The sequence below is a fragment of the Segatella sp. genome (assembly GCF_977051555.1).
The window spans coordinates 1-19986 of the sequence record NZ_CDRSSE010000060.1 but is presented as its reverse complement, the minus strand read 5'-3'; the positions used below and the strand labels follow the sequence as shown (position 1 = coordinate 19986).

14 protein-coding genes, 1 tRNA gene and 1 rRNA gene are annotated in these 19986 nt (G+C 46.9%); all 16 read left to right on the top strand.

Going from position 1 to position 19986, the window contains the following annotated elements:
• Positions 1–170 precede the first annotated feature (170 nt).
• A 5S ribosomal RNA gene (rrf, locus tag ACWJAO_RS12205) occupies positions 171–283 on the top strand.
• Between the two features lie 563 nt (positions 284–846).
• Positions 847–1287 (top strand): lytic transglycosylase domain-containing protein, encoded by a 441-nt coding sequence (locus ACWJAO_RS12200; protein WP_449140445.1) that lies wholly within the window; start codon positions 847–849, stop codon positions 1285–1287.
• 200 nt (positions 1288–1487) lie between these two features.
• Positions 1488–1560: transfer RNA gene (locus ACWJAO_RS12195), tRNA-Met, on the top strand.
• A gap of 160 nt (positions 1561–1720) precedes the next feature.
• A complete protein-coding gene (locus ACWJAO_RS12190) occupies positions 1721–2317 on the top strand; it encodes a TetR/AcrR family transcriptional regulator (RefSeq protein WP_006847902.1) in 597 nt (198 codons plus the stop codon).
• Positions 2318–2372: 55 nt separating this feature from the next.
• Positions 2373–3131 (top strand): 3-oxoacyl-[acyl-carrier-protein] reductase, encoded by a 759-nt coding sequence (gene fabG, locus ACWJAO_RS12185; protein WP_006847901.1) that lies wholly within the window; start codon positions 2373–2375, stop codon positions 3129–3131.
• 28 nt (positions 3132–3159) lie between these two features.
• Positions 3160–3828: an RluA family pseudouridine synthase gene (locus ACWJAO_RS12180; RefSeq protein WP_449140444.1), complete on the top strand. Its 669-nt coding sequence runs from the start codon at positions 3160–3162 to the stop codon at positions 3826–3828.
• Between the two features lie 18 nt (positions 3829–3846).
• On the top strand, positions 3847–8607 hold the full coding sequence (locus ACWJAO_RS12175; RefSeq protein WP_449140443.1) for a translocation/assembly module TamB domain-containing protein: 4761 nt from the start codon (positions 3847–3849) through the stop codon (positions 8605–8607).
• Between the two features lie 8 nt (positions 8608–8615).
• Positions 8616–11012 carry a translocation and assembly module lipoprotein TamL gene (gene tamL / locus ACWJAO_RS12170; RefSeq protein ID WP_449140442.1) on the top strand — a complete coding sequence of 799 codons (2397 nt, stop codon included), beginning with the start codon at positions 8616–8618 and terminating at the stop codon, positions 11010–11012.
• Between the two features lie 185 nt (positions 11013–11197).
• A complete protein-coding gene (locus ACWJAO_RS12165) occupies positions 11198–12109 on the top strand; it encodes a nucleotidyltransferase (RefSeq protein WP_296083114.1) in 912 nt (303 codons plus the stop codon).
• A gap of 15 nt (positions 12110–12124) precedes the next feature.
• Positions 12125–13159, top strand: a complete 1035-nt coding sequence (locus ACWJAO_RS12160; RefSeq protein ID WP_449140446.1) for a DHH family phosphoesterase — start codon at positions 12125–12127, stop codon at positions 13157–13159.
• 162 nt (positions 13160–13321) lie between these two features.
• The gene (locus ACWJAO_RS12155; RefSeq protein WP_449140441.1) at positions 13322–14020 is read left to right on the top strand and encodes a DUF4827 domain-containing protein; all 699 of its coding nucleotides are present in this window, start codon (positions 13322–13324) and stop codon (positions 14018–14020) included.
• Between the two features lie 24 nt (positions 14021–14044).
• Entirely contained in the window at positions 14045–15436 is a 1392-nt protein-coding gene (gene glmM / locus ACWJAO_RS12150; RefSeq protein ID WP_449140440.1) for a phosphoglucosamine mutase, read from the top strand.
• A 302-nt stretch (positions 15437–15738) separates the two neighbouring features.
• Positions 15739–16662, top strand: a complete 924-nt coding sequence (locus ACWJAO_RS12145) for a hypothetical protein (RefSeq protein ID WP_449140439.1) — start codon at positions 15739–15741, stop codon at positions 16660–16662.
• Between the two features lie 21 nt (positions 16663–16683).
• The gene (locus ACWJAO_RS12140) at positions 16684–17193 is read left to right on the top strand and encodes a S24/S26 family peptidase (protein ID WP_449140438.1); all 510 of its coding nucleotides are present in this window, start codon (positions 16684–16686) and stop codon (positions 17191–17193) included.
• Between the two features lie 154 nt (positions 17194–17347).
• Positions 17348–17614, top strand: coding sequence for a PqqD family protein (locus ACWJAO_RS12135; protein ID WP_449140437.1), 267 nt, complete (start codon positions 17348–17350; stop codon positions 17612–17614).
• Positions 17611–19275: an ABC transporter ATP-binding protein gene (locus ACWJAO_RS12130; protein ID WP_449140436.1), complete on the top strand. Its 1665-nt coding sequence runs from the start codon at positions 17611–17613 to the stop codon at positions 19273–19275. The genes ACWJAO_RS12135 and ACWJAO_RS12130 overlap by 4 nt, the downstream gene beginning before the upstream one ends.
• The last annotated feature ends 711 nt before the right edge of the window (positions 19276–19986 follow it).

The window sequence follows — 19986 nt, the reverse complement described above, 5'->3', positions numbered from 1 at the left end:
GATGCAGGTGTAAAGACAGCGATGTCAAAGCCGAGCATTACTAATTGCCCGAACACTTTCTTTAAGAAAGTTCATAGTTTCAGCTGTTGACTCTCGATTGAATCGAGAGGGACGGTGGTTCTTTACTTGGTAAACAGTTTGCTTGTGTGCAAATACGTCATAACCCATTATCAGGTGGTTATTGCGGTGAGGTCCCACCTCTTCCCATTCCGAACAGAGAAGTTAAGCTCACTTGCGCCGATGGTACTGCAATGCAATGCGGGAGAGTAGGTAGCCGCCTCCTTTTATCAAGAGCCTCAGATTTCGAAAGATTTCTGAGGCTTTTTTGTTATCACGCGGATTGGTTCTTTCTCACGCAGATGGTTTTTGGTCATGCGGATTTTTTTTGTCACGCAGATTTCGCAGATGACGCAGATTTTTCTTGCTGCTTTTTCTTTTCCCACAGATTTGGCTTTCCCTTCGGCCGCCGATTTTCAATTCACAGATTTACACAGATTTTTGACCTGCTCGGTCTGGGATTTCGCAGATGGGCGCAGCTTCTTTTACCTTTTTACTTTTTTACCTTTAAATCTCCTTTTTACCTTTATATCAAGTGTTATTAAGTGTTTAATTACGTGAAAATGCGCTGATAATCAGTAGATTACTTGCATAATTCGATTTTTTTTTGTATCTTTGCAAACGATAAGAATAAGGATACCAGTATCTTGTGCTTTTTGTTGTGTGAGAAGGTATCCGTTAAGGTATCTAACGGGACTGAGGTGAGCAGCCTTTCTTTTTCTCACAAGTTGCCACCGCGAAATCACTGATGTTGTATTTCAGCTTTTCAGGTTCCATAAATCAATTAATATGAAGAGAATAACAATGGTATTGGTTAGCATGTTAATGCTGACATTAGAAATTCATGCAGCGTCGGCTGCAACATCAGGAAATGTATCCTCTACCAGCGAGATGGACTGGACTCCAGTGATGGACGCTATCATTCAGGTAGAGAGTAAGGGTGATCCGAAAGCTAAGAGCGGTAACTCTGTAGGTGTGATGCAGATCACTCCAATTTTAGTAGCAGAATGTAACAATATTCTGAAGCGCAAGAAATCAAAAAAGCGCTACACTTTGGCCGATAGATATAATGTCGCTAAATCTAAAGAAATGTTTCTGTTGATTCAGAGTGTCTACAATCCTCTTAATAGTATTGAGCATGCTATCCGTTCATGGAATGGTGGTAATCATTACAGTATGAAGCGTACTCAGAGATATTTTGAGAAGGTAATGAAACTTTTGAAAAAGTAATTCTTTTTCCATAACGCCCGATTGTTCTGAAAAAGAGCAATCGGGCTTGCTTTTTACTCGTTTTCTCCTCTTTTATGTACGTTTTGTTGCTATTCTACTTAATAACTGTTAAATATATGCAGATTTCTGACAAAATGTTTGGTTACATCGGAAAAAAGCAGTACCTTTGCACTCGCAATTCAGAAATGAGTTGATTATATCGCGGTGTGGAGCAGTTGGTAGCTCGCCAGGCTCATAACCTGGAGGTCGCATGTTCGAGTCCTGCCGCCGCAACAAATGATCGGGTAAGAAGTTGGTCAACAACATCTTATCCGTTTTTTTTATGCCCATATTTATTAATTTAACATTAAATATTTGTTTAATTCGAATTAAAGTGCTACTTTTGCATAATAATATTTTTATGTGCAATTAATAAAATAGGAAGGGCTTCAATATGTCAGTATCCAAAACAAGACAAAAACTGGTAGATGTCGCACGACAACTCTTTGCCAAGAATGGTATAGCAAATACTACGATGAATGATATTGCTGTAGCTTCTGGTAAGGGAAGACGTACGCTCTATACTTATTTCAGTAGGAAAGAGGACGTCTATTACGCTGTGATAGAGTCGGAGTTGGAGCGTCTTTCTGATAAGTTGGACGAGGTTGCCAATTGCAAGATGCGTCCACAGGATAAAATCATCGAACTTATCTATACTCACCTCAGTATGATCAAGGAAACGGTTGTAAGAAACGGTAACCTCCGTGCTGAGTTCTTCAGAAACATCTGGATGGTTGAGAAGGCAAGAAAGAACTTCGACGAAGACGAAATAGAGATTCTCAGAAGGATTTATGCCGAAGGCAGAGAAGACGGTGAGTTTGATATTGATAACATCGACCTGGTGGCTGATATTACTCACTATTGTATCAAAGGCCTCGAGGTGCCATTTATCTATGGCCGTCTGGGTCATGGCATGAATGTGGAGTCGAGCAAACCTCTGGTTGCCAAGGTGGTTTATGGTGCCTTGGGAAAGTCGGGCTTGAAACTCTAGACAAATGAAAATAGTAAATACGTAACTAATTGATAATTAATAAAATAAGAAAGAAATGGGATTATTAAGTGGTAAAACAGCCCTTGTAACAGGTGCTGCTCGCGGCATCGGTAAGGCTGTCGCTATGAAGTTCGCCTCTGAGGGCGCTAACATCGCATTTACAGACCTCGTACTCAACGACGATATGGCTGCCGGTTTGGAAGCTACTCGTAAGGAGATTGAGGCTCTTGGTGTAACCTGTCGTGCTTATGCTGGAAATGCAGCAGATTTCGAGGAGACACAGAAGACTGTTAAGCAGATTCACGAGGACTTCGGTTCTATCGATATTCTGGTTAACAATGCAGGTATCACAAAGGATGGTTTGATGCTCCGTATGAGCGAGGCTCAGTGGGATGCTGTTTTGAATGTAAACTTGAAGTCAGCCTTCAACTTCATTCATGCTTGCTCTCCAATCATGCTTCGTCAGCGTGGTGGTTCTATCATCAACATGGCTTCTGTAGTAGGTGTTCATGGTAATGCAGGTCAGTGCAACTATGCAGCTTCTAAGGCTGGTATGATTGCTTTGGCTAAGTCTATCGCTCAGGAGTTGGGTCCTAAGGGCGTACGTGCTAATGCCGTGGCTCCTGGTTTCATCGAGACAGCAATGACTGCACAGTTGCCAGAGGAAATCCGCAAGGACTGGATGCAGAAGATTCCATTGCGTCGTGGCGGTCAGACTGAGGATATTGCAAATGTTTGCCTCTTCCTCGCTTCCGACTTGTCTAGCTATGTAAGCGGTCAGGTTATTCAGATCGACGGTGGTATGAACATGTAATCTCTCGGCAACGTTTTATTGATAAAACATGCAGGTAGTTTACGAAGACAACCATATAATCATAGTCTCTAAGAGAAGTGGCGAAATCGTGCAGGGCGACAAGACCGGCGATGAACCTCTCTCGGAGACTGTGAAACAGTACATCAAGGAGAAGTATCACAAGCCGGGAAATGTATTTCTCGGTGTGGTGCATCGCCTTGACCGTCCTGTTTCGGGTTTGGTCGTATTTGCCAAGACTTCCAAGGCATTGAGCCGTCTGAACAATATGTTCAGGGATGGTGATGTTCACAAAACCTATTGGGCAATCGTGAAGAACATGCCAAAGGACCCTGAGGCTACGCTCACCCATTGGATCGTAAGAAATGAAAAGCAGAACAAGAGCTATGCTTACGACCACGAGGTGAAAAACTCGAAGAAAGCGATATTGAAGTATAAGGTGATAGGTCATACAGACCATTATACACTTTTGGAGGTGAACTTGATGACGGGTCGCCATCATCAGATAAGATGCCAGCTTGCCAAGATGGGATGTCCTATCAAGGGAGATTTGAAATACGGTTCTCCACGTAGCAATGCAGATGGCAGTATTTCTCTCCTCTCACACAGAGTGGAATTTGTTCATCCTGTGTCTAAAGAAACAATCGTAGCAGAGGCTCCGCTGCCGGATGATAATCTTTGGCGGGCTATTGCACCCTAACTCAAAAAATCCATGCTTATGAAGAGGTATGCGAAATGGGCAGGAATCACGGTGTTGACTCCATTGGTGCTCATCTTGTTATTATCCATTCTGCTTTATCTGCCTCCTGTTCAGAATTGGGCGGTAAAGCAAGTGGCTGCTTATGCCTCTGAGTCGACGGGTATGGATATTTCGGTGAAGCAGGTACGCCTCGTCTTCCCTCTGAAACTGGGAGTGGAAGGCGTTAAGGTACTGCAGCCAATCGACTCACTCAAGAATTCCCCAAACTTGGCTTTAAGAAATAAGAGAGATACCGTTGCCGACATCCAGAAAATGGTGGTAGACGTACAGTTGTTGCCTCTTTTCGAAAGTCAAGTCATGGTGGATGAACTCAATTTCACCCAGATGAAGGTGAATACCACTAATTTTATTCACGAAGCCAGAATCAAGGGCAATGTAGGTAATCTGCGCCTGAATGCTCATGGCATTGACCTGGGAAAGGAGAAGGTCAGGGTGAATCATGCCCTGTTGGCTGATGCCCGACTCTCGGTAGAGTTGAGCGATACGGTGCCGCCGGATACTACGCCTAGTACCAATTTCTGGAAGGTGAATATTGATAAACTGAAACTGAAGAACACTGATTTCGTATTACACATGCCTGGAGATACTCTTCAGGTGAATGCTTACTTTGGAGATGCGGTGGCGCAGACTACCTATCTCGACCTTTACAAAGGACTTTATCAGGTAGGTCATCTTGACTGGAAGAACGGCAAGGTAAACTATGACCAAAACTATATCCGTCCGGTATCGGGCATGGACTTCAACCATCTCGCCCTGTCGGCCCTGGCTTTGAATGCAGACTCTTTCTATTATTGCGATTCGAAGATAGATGTCAAGATTCGTGAAGCCCGGTTTAAGGAGAAAAGCGGTTTGCAGGTAGACCAGCTCTATGGCAGATTCGTAATGGATTCCGTGAAGTTGCAGTTGCCTGATATCTGTCTCCGTACCCCATACTCCCAGTTGCAGGCAACGGTGGATATGGATATGAACGCCTTTGCAGACAGGAATCCTGGCAAGTTGATGGCACAGCTGAAGGGTGCTCTGGGCCGTTCAGACCTGTTCCTCTTTGCAGGCGATGCCTTCCCAAGTGCCATGAAGAAGAAATGGCCATTCTATCCGATGAAGATAGAAGGTTCGTTCAAGGGTAATATGCAGCAGGCATCTTTCTCGGGCTTGAAACTGTCGCTGCCAACAGCCTTCGAACTGAGTGCAGATGGTAACCTGAGTAACATGACGGATATGAACCGTCTGAAGGCAAATGTAGATCTGAAGGCCCGTACCTATCATCTGGATTTCGTTACCGCCATGCTTGACCCTTCTCTGATGCAGGAGATACGTGTGCCTAGCGGTATCGGAATCCGAGGAAACATTCAGGCAGACGGCTCCAGATATGCTACCCGACTCGCCATTACCGAAGGTCGTGGCAGAATGAGGGTAGATGCCAAGATAGATGCGAAGACCCGGAAAGACGGCGGTATCGATATGAACCGTCTGGCTTATCAAGCTAAGATTCAGGCGCACAACATCCAGGCAAAGCATTTCCTTCCAAAACAGGATTTGCGTTCTTTCACCGGCTCATTGCAGGCGAAGGGAGTGGGAACCGATTTCCTTTCTCCGCGTACCCGATTACAGGCTAAGGCACAGGTAAACCAGATTCAGTATGGCAAATACAAACTGGATCATGTATTGGCAGTGGCTCACGTTGCTAATGGTAAGGTGCATGCCGATATCGACAGCAAGAACCAGTATCTTACGGGACTCGTCAGCCTTGATGCACTTACGAATTCCAAGAAACTGGAGGCTACCCTGGTGGCAGATGTCCGCGATGTGAATCTTTATTCGTTAGAGGTAACGAAGGCACCGATGCGCCTGTCGCTCTGTGGTCACATGGATATCAGGTCCGACCTGAAGGACAGTCACGACATCATGGCTTCGATGAGTGATATTACGGTTCGTACGGCAGAAAAGAATTACCGTCCGGTGGGTGTTGACGCTGATGTCTTTACCCGCAGAGATACCACGCACGCAGTCATCGATTGCGGCGACTTCCATCTCAACATGGATGTACACGGAGGCTATAAGCAGTTGATGAGCCGTTTTGCCGGATTGCAGAAAGAATTGGCTCATCAGCTTAGGAACCATCATATCGACCAGGTGAAGATTCGCAGTCAGTTCCCTTTCGGTCATGTTTATCTTACCACAGGAAAGGACAATTTCATATCCCGTTTCATCGCTTACTGCGGTTATGATTTCAAGACGGTGGATATGAAGATGAACATGTCGCCTGTAACGGGTGTCAATGGTTATCTCAACATCGATTCACTGGTAGCGAGTGGCATGCAGTTGGATACGATCCGTGCCTTGGTGAAGACTGAGGGCGATACCATCCGCTATGCAGCCCGTGTTCAGAACAACAAGCATAATCCTCAGTATGTGTTCCGGGCACAGGTAGAGGGCGAACTGCAGGAGAAGGGTTCCAATATCGATGCCCGCATCTATGATGCCAAAAACAGATTGGGTGTAGATGTGGGTCTGGAGGCGCTGTTGCTGGAAAACGGCGTGAAGATTTCGCTCATCGATACCCATCCTGTCCTGGGTTACAAGAAGTTTACTGCCAACGATGACAACTATCTGATGTTGGGCAATGACGACCGTGTTTCTGCCAATCTGAGTCTGAAGGCAGCCAACGGCATGGGTATCCGCATATACAGCAATGATGAAAACGAAGAAGCGCTGCAGGATCTTACGGTGAGCATGAGCCAGTTTAATCTGGATAAAGTGCTCAGCGTGATTCCTTATATGCCTGACATCTCGGGTATTCTTGACGGCGACTTCCATATTATCCAGACCAAGGATAAACTCTCGATTTCTTCTAATCTGAACATCGACAATATGGTTTACGAAAAGTGTCCGATGGGAGATGTCGGTACTGAATTCGTTTACATGCCAAAGAGCGACGGTTCTCATTATGTAGATGGTTTCCTCAATTATGAGGGTGAAGAAGTGGCTACCGTGAAGGGTGTTTACAGGTCTGAAGGAAGCGGTTATCTCGATGCCGAAGTGGGCATGGAGAAGTTGCCTCTGCATTTTGTCAACGGTTTTGTTCCTGACCAGATTATGGGTCTGAAGGGATATGGCGAAGGAAAACTGAGTTTGAAGGGAGCCTTGAGCCAGTTGGATGTAGAGGGCGAAGTATATCTGGATTCGGCTTATCTCGTCAGTGTGCCGTATGGCATCACGATGCGTTTTGCCAACGATCCGGTCCGTATCATCGGCAGCAAGTTGCTCTTCGAAAACTTCATGATGTATGCCAACAATGAGAGTCCGCTCAATATCCAGGGCAGTCTCGACTTTACGAATATAGAGAAGATGATGCTCGATATCCGGATGAGAGCACAGAACTTCCTGCTGATTGATGCCAAGGAGAATGCCCGTTCCGAGGCTTTCGGCAAGGCGTATGTCAACTTCTATGGTGCGATGCGCGGACCGGTAAGCAATCTGAAGATGCAGGGTAAGCTGGATGTCCTCGGCAATACGGATATGACGTATGTGCTGAAAGAATCGGAACTGACTACTGATACGCAGCTCGATGAGCTGGTGAAGTTTACGAATTTCAAGAGTGGCAAGCCTGTCGTTGTCGAGCGTCCGGCACTGGAAGGATTGAGTATGATGTTGAGCATGTCGATAGACGAGTCGGCTCATATCCTCTGTGCTCTGAATGCCGACCAGACCAACTACATCGACCTGATGGGCGGTGGTGATCTGACGATGACTTACAATTCGGTCGACGGCATCGGCATCACGGGCAAGTATACCCTGAACAATGGTAAGATGAAATATTCGCTGCCTATCATTCCGCTGAAGACGTTTGATATCCAGGACGGCAGCTACATCGAGTTTAACGGCGATCCGTTCAACCCGACGCTGAACATCACGGCAACAGAGAATGTCAGGACGACGGTGAACGAGGGACAGGGAACCGGTCGCTCGGTGGATTTCATTTGTGGCGTAAAACTCTCGCAGACATTGAATAAGCCAGGTATCCAGTTTATCGTTTCCTCTCCAAACGATGCCACCTTGCAGGATGAACTGAACACGATGAGTATCGAAGAGCGGGGAAAGATTGCCATTACGATGCTGGCTTCGGGCATGTATCTTGCCAATGGCAATACCAATTCGTTCTCCATGAACAGCGCGCTGACCTCTTTCCTCAACTCTGAGATCAATAATATTGCAGGTTCAGCGATGCGTTCTGTGGGTGTGGATGTCGGTATGTCGGTAGATAACTCTACCAATGCAGCAGGTGCCATGCACACCGATTACAACTTTAAGTTTGCCAAGCGGTTCTTCAACAACCGTTTGAGTTTCAGTGTGGGCGGCAAGGTTTCTACCGGTGCAGAAATGGAGAATGCAGCTAATAACGATGATGCGTTCTTCAACAATATCGAACTGCAGTACCGTCTCAACGAAGGTGCGAGCCAGTATATCCGTGCATTCTACAACAACAATACCTACGATTGGCTCGAAGGTTTGATTGGTGAGTATGGATTCGGTTTCAAATGGCAGAGAAAACTGCAGCACTTCAAAGACATCTTCCGTTTGAAGAACGATAAGCAGCAGATACCTTCAGCCCCAATGGTGAAGAATCCTGCGGAGAAGAAGAGTACGAATGAAAAGAAGGATACGATGGAGAAAGCCAGAACAAAGGCCTTTGACCCATTGAAACTTAACGAAAAGTAAAAATCGATATGAAACAGCAGAACAGGTTATACCTTATTATATATATGGCAGCATTGCTGATGTTGTCGGGCCAGCTCATTACGGGTTGCTCTTCAACCAGTGCGCTGAAAGACGATGAGCAGCTGTTTACGGGACTGGTACCTATCGAGTATAAGAACTACGAGAAGGGAGCCTATGCCGATTCTACCATCGCCGAGATGGAGTATGCCCTGGCTTCGGCTCCGAACGGTGCCTTGTTTGGCAGCAGCTATTACCGCACGCCGTTCCCGGTGCGTCTCTGGATATGGAATGCTTTCTCCCAATCGGATGGAGCAATGGCTAAGTGGATAACCAAGGTGTTCGGTTCCAAACCTAAGCTGATGGCGAATGTGAATCCGCAGCTCCGTGCACAGGTGGCTGAGCATCAGCTCGATAAATATGGCTATTTTAATGGTAAGGTGACTTATGATGTGCTGACACAGAGCAATCCGAAGAAGGCAAAGGTTGCCTATCATGTAGACTTCGGTCATCTCTGGACGCTCGATTCGATGGCTTATCTCAACTTCCCTGCCAAGAGCAAGCAGCTCATAGATGCTTCCATGGCCAAGGCGCTCATCCGGAAGGGGAGTCCTTTCAATGTCTCCAATATGGAATTGGAACGCCAGCGTATCACCCGTCTGTTCCGCAATAGGGGCTATTATTTCTATCAGAACAGTTATGCATCTTATCTTGCCGATACCGTGAATGTGCCCGGCAAGGTACAGTTGAGGCTGATGATGGCAGACAGCGTGGACGATAGGGCTACCCGCCAGTGGTATATAGGAAAGATCAATGTTAATTTCAGAAAGCAGTATATGGAGGAGCTGAAGGATTCCTTTGTACGCAGCTATCTGAGTTTCCATTATAACGGTAGAAAGATGCCGATACGTCCGGGCATCGTTTTGCAGAGTCTGCGCCTGCGTCCCCGCGAGCTGTATCGGGTTCGTACCGAGGAACGTGCCAAGACCGGACTTCAGGAGATGGGACTCTTCAGCTATTCCAGCATCCAGTTCACTCCCCGTTCGGTGCAGACCGTTGACAGTTTGGGCAATGTAGTATACCGGGATACCTTGGATGCCAATATCGATCTGGTATTCGATAAGCCATACGATTTCTATGTCGAGGCAAATGCCCGTGGCAAAACCACCGGTAGAGTAGGTCCGGAGCTGGTTGTGGGTCTTACCAAGCGCAATGCTTTTCATGGAGGCGAGAAACTTTCTGTCAACCTGCATGGTTCGCATGAGTGGCAGACCATCAGTCAGGCTGGCGGAGGTTCTACCCGCATCAATTCCTATGAATACGGATCGGATGTATCAGTAGAGTTCCCCCGTATCATCACGCCTTGGAATATGTTCAGAACGATGGAGCAGAATGAGCGCAGATACCGTGCCGGGCACATGCCTACCAGATATCGGGGTGTGCCAACCACTACCATCAAGGCTTCGATGAATGTGCTGAACAGAGCCAGCTACTTCCGGCGTCATGTGGCATCGGGCGAGTTAACTTATGCGTGGTCAACCTCTTACCAGCATCAGCATTCCTTCAGCCCGCTCATTCTCTCTTATGAGTTTATGAACAGCCGCACGGCCGCTTTCGACAGCATCCTCGCCCTGCATCCTTATCTTCAGATATCGATGCGCGACCAGTTTGTGCCGAAGATGAGTTATACCTATACTTATCGCAGTCCGCGCCGTTACCGTCATCCTATCACCTGGTCAACCACCATCAGCGAGGCAGCCAATATCCTGTCGCTCGGCTATATGGCAGCCGGAAAGGGATGGAACGAGAAAGACAAGAAGATGTTCAAGAATCCGTTTGCTCAGTTCCTGAAACTGGAGACCGATTTCGTGAAGTACTGGCGCATCACCCAGGATGGTACGTTGGTGGGACATGTCAATGCCGGCATCATATGGAGTTACGGAAATGCCGAGAATGCTCCTTATTATGAGCAGTTCTATATCGGTGGTGCCAACAGTGTGCGTGCCTTTAATGTCCGGAGTATCGGACCGGGCAGGTATCAGCCTACCAACAGCAAGTATTCGTATATTGACCAGACGGGCGACATCAAGTATCTGATGAACCTGGAATACCGTCAGAAGGTATGGGGCGATCTCTATGGAGCCCTTTTTCTGGATGCAGGTAATGTGTGGACCTTGCGCAACCATGAGTACAGTCCGCTCGGCAAGTTTGATGTAGACAAGTTCTTCCGGCAGCTGGCGGTAGGCACCGGTGTCGGTGTGCGTTATGATATGGGTATGTTTGTGATACGTGTCGACTGGGGAATCGGTCTGCATGTTCCTTACGATACAGGCAAGAGTGGCATCTATAACATCCGTCGGTTCAAGGATGCCCAGAGTCTGCATTTCGCTGTGGGTTATCCTTTCTAAGTCTTTGGGGGATATATCTAAAAATAAGTCTGATATGTGTTACAGATAGTGCAGAATAGGACAAAAATTGATATTAATCAAAAAAAAGTAGGAAAACGTGCGGTTAACTGCATTTTTTTTGTTACTTTTGCATCGTTATTTTTTTAATAACTATCAACTATTAATAAATAAAAGTATAGATAAAAATGAAACCTACGTTATTGCTTTTGGCTGCCGGAATGGGTAGCCGTTATGGTGGTTTGAAACAGCTTGATGGTCTGGGTCCTAATGGTGAGACTATCATGGACTACAGCATCTATGATGCTATTCAGGCTGGTTTCGGAAAGATCGTATTCGTTATCCGCAAGGACTTCGAAGATCAGTTCCGTGAGAAGATTCTTTCAAAGTATGAGGGTCATATTCCTGCAGAACTTTGCTTCCAGGCATTGGATGATCTCCCAGAGGGATTCTCTGTACCAGAAGGTCGTGAGAAGCCATGGGGTACAAACCATGCAGTTCTGATGGCAAAGGATATCATCAAGGAGCCTTTCTGCGTAATCAACTGCGATGACTTCTACAACCGCGATTGCTTCATGGTAATCGGCAAGTTCCTCTCTGAACTTCCAGAGGGTAGCAAGAACCGTTATGCCATGGTTGGTTTCCGTGTGGGTAACACCTTGAGTGAGAATGGTACCGTAGCTCGCGGCATCTGCTCTAAGGATGCTGAGGAGAACCTCACAACCTGTGTAGAGCGTACCGAGATTATGCGTATCGACGGTAAGGTATCTTATAAGGATGAGCAGGGCGAGTGGGTTGCTGTTGGCGACAATACTCCTGTTTCTATGAACGTTTGGGGCTTCACACCTGATTACTTCCAGCACAGCGAGGAGTACTTCAAGGAGTTCTTGAGCGATCCTAAGAATATGGAAAACAAGAAGGCTGAGTTCTTCATTCCATTGATGGTTAACAAGCTCATCAATGAGGGTACAGCTACTGTTAAGGTGCTCGATACTACCAGCAAGTGGTTCGGTGTAACTTATGCAGCCGACCGCCAGAGTGTTGTTGACAAGATCCAGAGTCTTATCGACGAGGGTGTTTATCCAAACAAGCTCTTCTAATTTAATGAGATGGATATAAACATTAATATATTGACAGATCAGGAAGCCGCTATTCTCCGAGAGACGATAGCGGCTTCTCATCATATTGTCGTCTGTGCACATAAGTCGCCAGACGGTGATGCCATCGGCTCTTCTCTGGGATGGGCTGGTTATCTTCGCTCTTTGGGCAAGAAAGTTGACATTTGTGTGCCGGATATGGTACCGGATTCTCTTTCCTGGTTGCCTGGAGCAGCTGATATCCTGCGGTATGACAAGCAGCCTGAGCAGGTACAACGGGCTTTCGATGAAGCCGACCTGGTATGCTGTGTTGACTTTAGCAGTGAGGGACGTCTTGATGAGATGGATCATGTATTGTTGGGTTGCAAGACTCAGCGTGTCATCATCGACCACCATCTGGCTCCTAATCTTGAGGCTAAGCTACTGGTTTCGCAGCCACATGCCAGCAGTGCCAGCGACCTGGTATTCCGTGTAGTCTGGCAGTTGGGCGGCTTCCCGCAGATGGATCAGACCTGGGCTACCTGCGTATATTGCGGCATGATGACCGATACGGGTGGTTTCACTTACAATTCTACCCAGCCTTATATCTATTACATCATCTGTCTGCTGCTTACCAAGAACATCGACAAGGATAAGATATACCGCAATGTCTTCAATAATGCCCGCATTCCAGCAGTCCGGTTCCGTGGCTATCTGATGGATAAGAAACTGCAGGTAATAGAAGAACTTCATGCCAGTTTCTATACGGTGACCCGTGAAGAGTTGAAAGAGTATGACTTTATTAAGGGCGACCTGGAAGGACTGGTGAATGTGCCTCTTACCATCAAGGGACACAAGCTCTCCATTTCTCTTCGCGAAGATACGGATATCGACAATCGCATATTGGTAAGTCTCCGTTCTGTAGACGATTTCCCATGCAACAAGATGGCAGCTGAGTTCTTCAATGGTGGCGGTCATCGCAATGCTTCCGGTGGCAAATTGCTGTGCAGCATGCAGGAGGCAGAACAGATAGCACTGAAAGCAATCCTGGCATACGCCGATATGCTGAAGTAGCCGTTTTTCCCTTAGAAATGACGAAAAAGACAGAAAACAACCCCGTTTTGAGGCAATAGGATGATAATAAGTGATAAATAATAATAAAATCAACCTATTCCTCTCGGTGTTGTCTTATCTTTTTTGTACCTTTGCCCAATAAATCAGATTTTAAAAAGAAGAATGAAGAAATTTTTGTTTGCAATGATTGCTTTCGCGGCAGTTTTATCGTTTGCCGCATGCAATGATAGTGAGACTTATAAGGACATGCGCGACAGAGAGCTCGATTCTATCAGCTCCTTCTTGCGTAAGGAAAATATTAAGGTCATCTCTGAGGATGAGTTCAACAGACGTTGGAATAATAATCAAAGGCTGACGGATACTGCAAAGAACAACAACGAATGGGTACTTTTCAACAGTAACGGTATCTATATGCAGGTGATTGACCAGGGATGTGGCGACTATATCAAGAAGGGTGAAACGGTAGATGTACTGGTCCGTTTTGATGAGTATAACCTTTCGTATGCTGCAGAAATGAGCGATAAATGTCTCACGCTTTCAAACAAAGTTCCTGCTTATTCCTATTATATTGATAAGATAAGCGTAACCAATACTTCCGGTACATTTACCGGTTCTTTCGTTGATCCTAAAGCCAGTCTGATGGCCAATACTTATAATTCATCCAGTTATGGCAGTGTCAGTGCTACCGTGCCTAGCGGTTGGCTCATCCCGTTCACCTGGATTAAGATTGGCAGACCAAAGACTGATGATGATCGCATCGCTCATGTCCGCCTGCTCGTACCTCACTCTTATGGTACCACATCGGCATCGGGCAGTGTGCAGGCATGTGTTTACGACATGACCCTGCAGAAAGGAAGATAAACATAAATTCAGAAAGATATATTTATGACACTGATTAAGTCAATTTCTGGTATCCGCGGTACTATTGGCGGTCCAGCGGGCGATACATTGAATCCGCTCGATATCGTAAAGTTCACTTCAGCATACGCTACCTTCATTCGCCGTAGCGGTGCTTCGAAGAGTAATACCATCGTTGTAGGCCGTGATGCGCGCATCTCTGGCGAGATGGTAAAGAATGTGGTTTGTGGAACCCTCATGGGTATGGGCTACGATGTGCTGAACATTGGTCTGGCTACTACTCCTACCACCGAACTTGCTGTTACCATGAGTGGTGCAGCCGGCGGTATCATCATCACAGCTTCTCACAATCCACGCCAGTGGAATGCCCTCAAACTCCTCAACGAGAAGGGTGAGTTCCTTACTGCAGCTAATGGTAACGAGGTGCTGGACATCGCTGAGAAGGAAGACTTCGACTATGCGGATGTAGATCATCTCGGAAAATATACAGAAGACAATACATTCAATAAGCGCCATATCGACTCCGTACTTGCTTTGAAGCTCGTAGATGTCGAGGCTATCAGAAATGCCCACTTCAAGGTTTGTGTAGATTCCATCAACTCTGTGGGTGGTGTTATTCTCCCTGAGTTGCTCGATGCACTCGGTGTAGCATATACTTTCCTCAATGGTGAGCCAACAGGCGACTTTGCTCATAATCCGGAGCCATTGGAGAAGAATCTCGGTGGTATCATGGATGAGTTGAAGAAGGGTGGTTACGATATGGGTATCGTTGTAGACCCTGATGTAGACCGCCTGGCTTTCATCTGCGAAGATGGCAAGATGTTTGGCGAGGAATATACCCTGGTAAGCGTAGCTGATTATGTATTGGGCAAGACTCCTGGCAATACCGTCAGCAATCTTTCATCTACCCGTGCCCTCCGTGATGTAACCGAGAAGCATGGTGGTTCTTATTGCGCTTCTGCCGTAGGCGAGGTGAATGTAACTACCAAGATGAAGGATGTTCATGCTGTCATCGGTGGTGAAGGCAATGGTGGAGTTATCTATCCAGAGAGCCATTACGGTCGTGATGCCCTCGTTGGTATCGCCCTCTTCCTGAGCAGTCTGGCTCATAAGGGCTGCAAGGTGAGCGAACTCCGTGCCAGCTTCCCTAACTATTTCATCGCCAAGAATCGCATCGACCTCACTCCATCTACCGATGTAGATGCTATCCTTGTAAAGGTAAAGGAGATGTATGGCAAGGAGAAGGATGTCACCGTAACAGATATCGATGGCGTCAAGCTCGACTTCCCTGATAAGTGGGTTCACCTCCGCAAGAGTAATACCGAGCCTATCATCCGCGTATATAGCGAGGCTTCTACCATGGAGCAGGCTGATGAGTTGGGCAAGAAACTCATGCAGGTGGTTTACGATATGCAGTAAGATACAGAATATAAAATCATAAAAAAGAGATGAAGCATGATTGATTTTTGCTTCATCTCTTTTTTTTGCACTGATTTCCCTCTGCATTAGTGGTAGAAAAGATTAATCACTAATCACTACTCACTACTCATTGCTTGCAAAACTTCAGTAATTTGAAGAAAGATAGAGAAAGATTTGGCTTTCTCAGATAAAAATCGTATTTTTGTTGCTGAATTGCAGAAGATGAGGGTTCTGAGGCCTTCGTAGCAGCAATGAAAAACTAGAACCGCTCCTTATGTGGAGCATAAATGAAATTACGAAAAATGGAATCTATTATAAAGTATTATCAGGTAGCCCATGTCGGGTTCAGCCTTTCTTATCCTGATTCCTGTCGGGAGGTTATGGCTGTATTGCTGGAGGCTTATCAGGGGTTTGAATGTGATGAACATACCGCATCTGCTGCCCGGACCTCCTTCACTCTTACCTTGAACGAAAGCGGGGAAGAACTGAGGAAACCTGCCGGCTTCAAAGAGGAATGCAGACAGGATGAAGAGGAACAGCTCATTATCAGCGGTAGTCTGGGAGAGACGCAGAAGGCGTTTCTGATGGCGATGACTGATATGAAATCGATACTGGTTACCGATCATGATTATCAGCATTCCAGTCTTCTGGTTCCTGCTGGCGTCTTCAGTCAGAAATCGGCTCTCGGTTCCATCAAGGCAACCGTTGATACCTCGCTGATGCTGCTCTATGCCATGCGTTCGGCTGCAGGAGATACACTCCTGTTTCATTCTTCTACCATCGTAAAGGATGGCAAGGCTTATCTCTTCCTGGGCAAGAGCGGAACGGGCAAGAGTACGCACTCCGGACTGTGGCTCAAGCATATCGATGGCACCCGCCTGCTCAATGATGACAATCCTGTGGTATATGTCACGCCGGAAGGAACGCCCATGGTGAGTGGCTCGCCTTGGAGTGGAAAGACACCTTGCTATAAGAACGAGGAATATCCGATAGGGGCAATTGTCCAGTTGCGCCAGGCACCGGAGAATAAAATCAGGAAGCAGACCGTCATAGAGTCTTATGTGTCTATCAAGTCTTCTGTCTCCGGCAAGGCATGGGAGAAGGAAATTGCAGATGGCCAGCATCAAACAATCGAGAAGATTATCGGGGCTACCCGGCTTTATCAGCTCGACTGTCTGCCTGATGCCGATGCAGCCCTCCTTTGCTGTCAGACCATCAGTCATTAAAAACAATCGTGCAATAGAAAGATGAATAAATCCGATTCAAAATATAAGGCAATTGCAGCGCTCGAGCAATTCATCCGTGAAGGTCGTCCTGTCAAGTTTCCGGTCAAGGGAACCAGCATGCTTCCCTTTATCGTAGGTGATAGAGATTGCGTAGAATTCTATCCGGTAGAAGGTGAGTTGAAGGTGGGCGATATTGTGATGGCGAGGGTCGAAGAAGGCTATCCGGTGGTGCATCGCATCGTCGGGATTGTGCCTGTTGCTGGAGACGCATCCTTTTCTGCAGATGCTTGCCGCATCGTGCTGACGGGTGATGGCAATCTCGGCTTTAAGGAGCATTGCCTGCGCAAGGATGTCATTGCAAAGGCGCATGTAGTCATCCGTCCCGATGGCAGCCGTAAGAGTCTCATCTCACAGAAAGCGCTCAGAAACTGGCACAGATGGCAGCGGTTGAGGCCTATACGCAGGTTACTGCTTAAAATAATCAAGCTCTATATCCGTTTATCATATAAAAACAGAACTTTCGCATGTTAATAGGAATCACAAGTTCACGTCCATAAGCAGCACGCCCTGAACCAACGGTTACCGGCGAAGGAAAATGGCAGAAACTCCATAAGCAGCACGCCCTTTCAGGGCGTGTGGAGCCAACTTGCGATAGTTCAGTACAAATAAAAAACAAGGTACAATTATGAAGATCAAGAACGATTTCAAGCTCCGCGAGATTTGCGGTGAGTATGTGGTAACAGCCGAAGGTATGCAGGCTGTAGACTTTACCAAGTTGATCAGTCTCAATGAAACTGCCGCCTTTCTCTGGAAGACGGCTGAGAAACAGGGTGAATTTACGGTGGCTTCGCTGGCTCAGGCATTATGCGATGAGTATGATGTAGTCATGGCTCAGGCTGAAAAAGACTGTGAGGCAATAGTTGCCCAGTGGCAGAAAGAGGGACTGGTATGAGAAAGTATGCACTTTGGTTTTTCCGCCAGATGTCTGCCGTGCGGGGCCGTTTGCTGTTGCGCATCATCACCGGTCTTCTGCAGGTAGCATTAGGTTTGTGGCTCGTCTGGTTGTGTCGCCGGTTCATCGATGTGGTGATCTGGCGGGGCAATGTGCTGCGCGAAACCATCGTGCTTTTTTTAGTCATCGCCCTGCTGATAGCCCTTCGCCAGCTGGTATTCTATCTCTCCGGCATCACCGAGGTTATCCTTCAGAATGATATGCGTAGCCGCCTCTTCAGCTTTGTGCTGGGCAGGAAACTCTATGCCGTTAAGCGGCAGGCTGAGGCTGGTTCCGGGAAACCGGCTTCTGAAATGCTTTCCGGTGATATCAGCCAGCGTTTGGAGCGCGATCTCTCTTCAGCCTCTTCGGTAGTTACGGATGTCTTGCCCACGATTGTTGTCACCCTGGTACAGCTCTTCGGTGCTTTCTTCCTGATGCGCTCCATCGATTCCATCCTGGCATGGAGTCTTCTGGTACTGACACCGGTGGTTGCAGTTTGTGCCAAGTATCTGGGCAGCCGACTCAAGAAGATGACGCTGGCGATACGTGAGGAGGAGAGCAGCATACAGATGATGATTCAGGAGACGGTAGAACATGAACTCACCATCAAGACCTTGCAGGCAGAGAGTACGGTTTCCGGTAGGGTTGGCAGCATGCAGCAGCGTTTGCATCAACTGGTTCGCCGTCGTATCCGCTTTACATTGTTATCCCGTCTGCTCCTTGCCTTCACCTTCAGTTACGGCTATTTCGGAGCCTTTGTCTATGGTGCCATCCAACTCAAGAACGGGTTGATAACCTTCGGTGTGATGACCGCCTTCCTGCAGCTGGTGGGACAGATACAGAGTCCTATCATGTCGCTCTTGGGCATGATTCCCCAGTTGATTCATGCTTCAGCGAGTGTAGACCGGTTGGTAGAGATAGAAAACACCGAGCAGGAGGAGTTTCTTTCTCAGGCAGATGCTTCTATACCTTTGCAGCGTGCTTGCGGCATCCGTCTTCAGGACGTGAGTTATTCTTATCCCGACGAGCGAAAGAAGGTTGTTGTCAGTCATTTCTCCTATGATTTCCGTCCCGCTACATCAGTGGCGATAGTAGGAGAAACCGGTTGTGGCAAGACTACCATCCTGCGTCTCTTGTCGAGTATCATCCAGCCCGATAGCGGAAGGATTGTGCTGTATGATGCCCAAGGCAAGGCGGTAGAAGGAACCGGCATGCGTTCGCATATAGTGTATATAGAACAGGGTAATACGCTGATGAGCGGAACCATTCGCGACAATCTTCTCCTTGCCAATCCTGGGGCTACTGATGATCAGCTTACCGAAGCCCTTCATGTAGCCTGTGCCGATTTCGTGTTCAGTTTGCCGGCAGGTATGGATACGAAGATAGGAGAGCATGCCACCCGTTTGAGTGGCGGTCAGGCGCAGCGCATTGCCATAGCCCGCAGTCTTTTGCGCCAAGGTAACATTCTGTTGTTGGATGAAATCAGTTCATCGCTGGATGCCGAAACCGAGAAACTCCTTTTCGACCGCCTCTTTGCTTCGTATGCCGATAAGACCATCATCTGTGTTACACACAGGAAGGAGGTGGCTGACAGATGCCAGGAGCAGATACGGTTGTGATGGTGTTGTTGCCTGTAGCAATTATTCAGGATATGCTGTATCTGGTAGAGTGTGGTGAGAAAAGTATTTGGCTGCGTAGGGTTACGAATATGACTGCGTAGGGTTACGAATATGGCTGCGCTGGGTTACGAATATGACTGCATCGGGTTACGAATATGACTGCGTAGGGTTACGAATATGGCTGCGCTGGGTTACGAATATGACTGCGTAGGCTAACGGAGACGTATCCGTAAGCTTATCGAGACGTCTGCATCAGCTAACGGAGACGTCTGCGTCAGTTAACTGAGACATCTGAACTCACTGACTGAACTACTTGAGTTGCTTGATTGAACTACTTGAGATAGCTGACTGAACCACTTGAGATAGCTGACTGAACCACTTGAGTATTCTTCTTCATGTGCTTGAGTGCAACCATAGAAACTTTTTCAGTAACTTTTCCCTGAAATCTCTTGCAGCTATGAAAATAAAGTCGTAACTTTGCGGTAGAGAATTTTAAAACAGCTGGCTATGAAGTACTTAGATCCTAAGGCAGACCTCACGTTCAAGAAGATATTCGGCAATTGTTATCCGATGTAAGTATAAAAAGAAAGAGGGTGTGTCATAAGTCTGTGACGCACCCTTTTTTTTGTGTGTTTCTGTATATTCTAGTTGAATCGTAGTCTTTCTTCACAAAGGGAATCTTATTATATTGTATAGAAACTTTACTTTTCT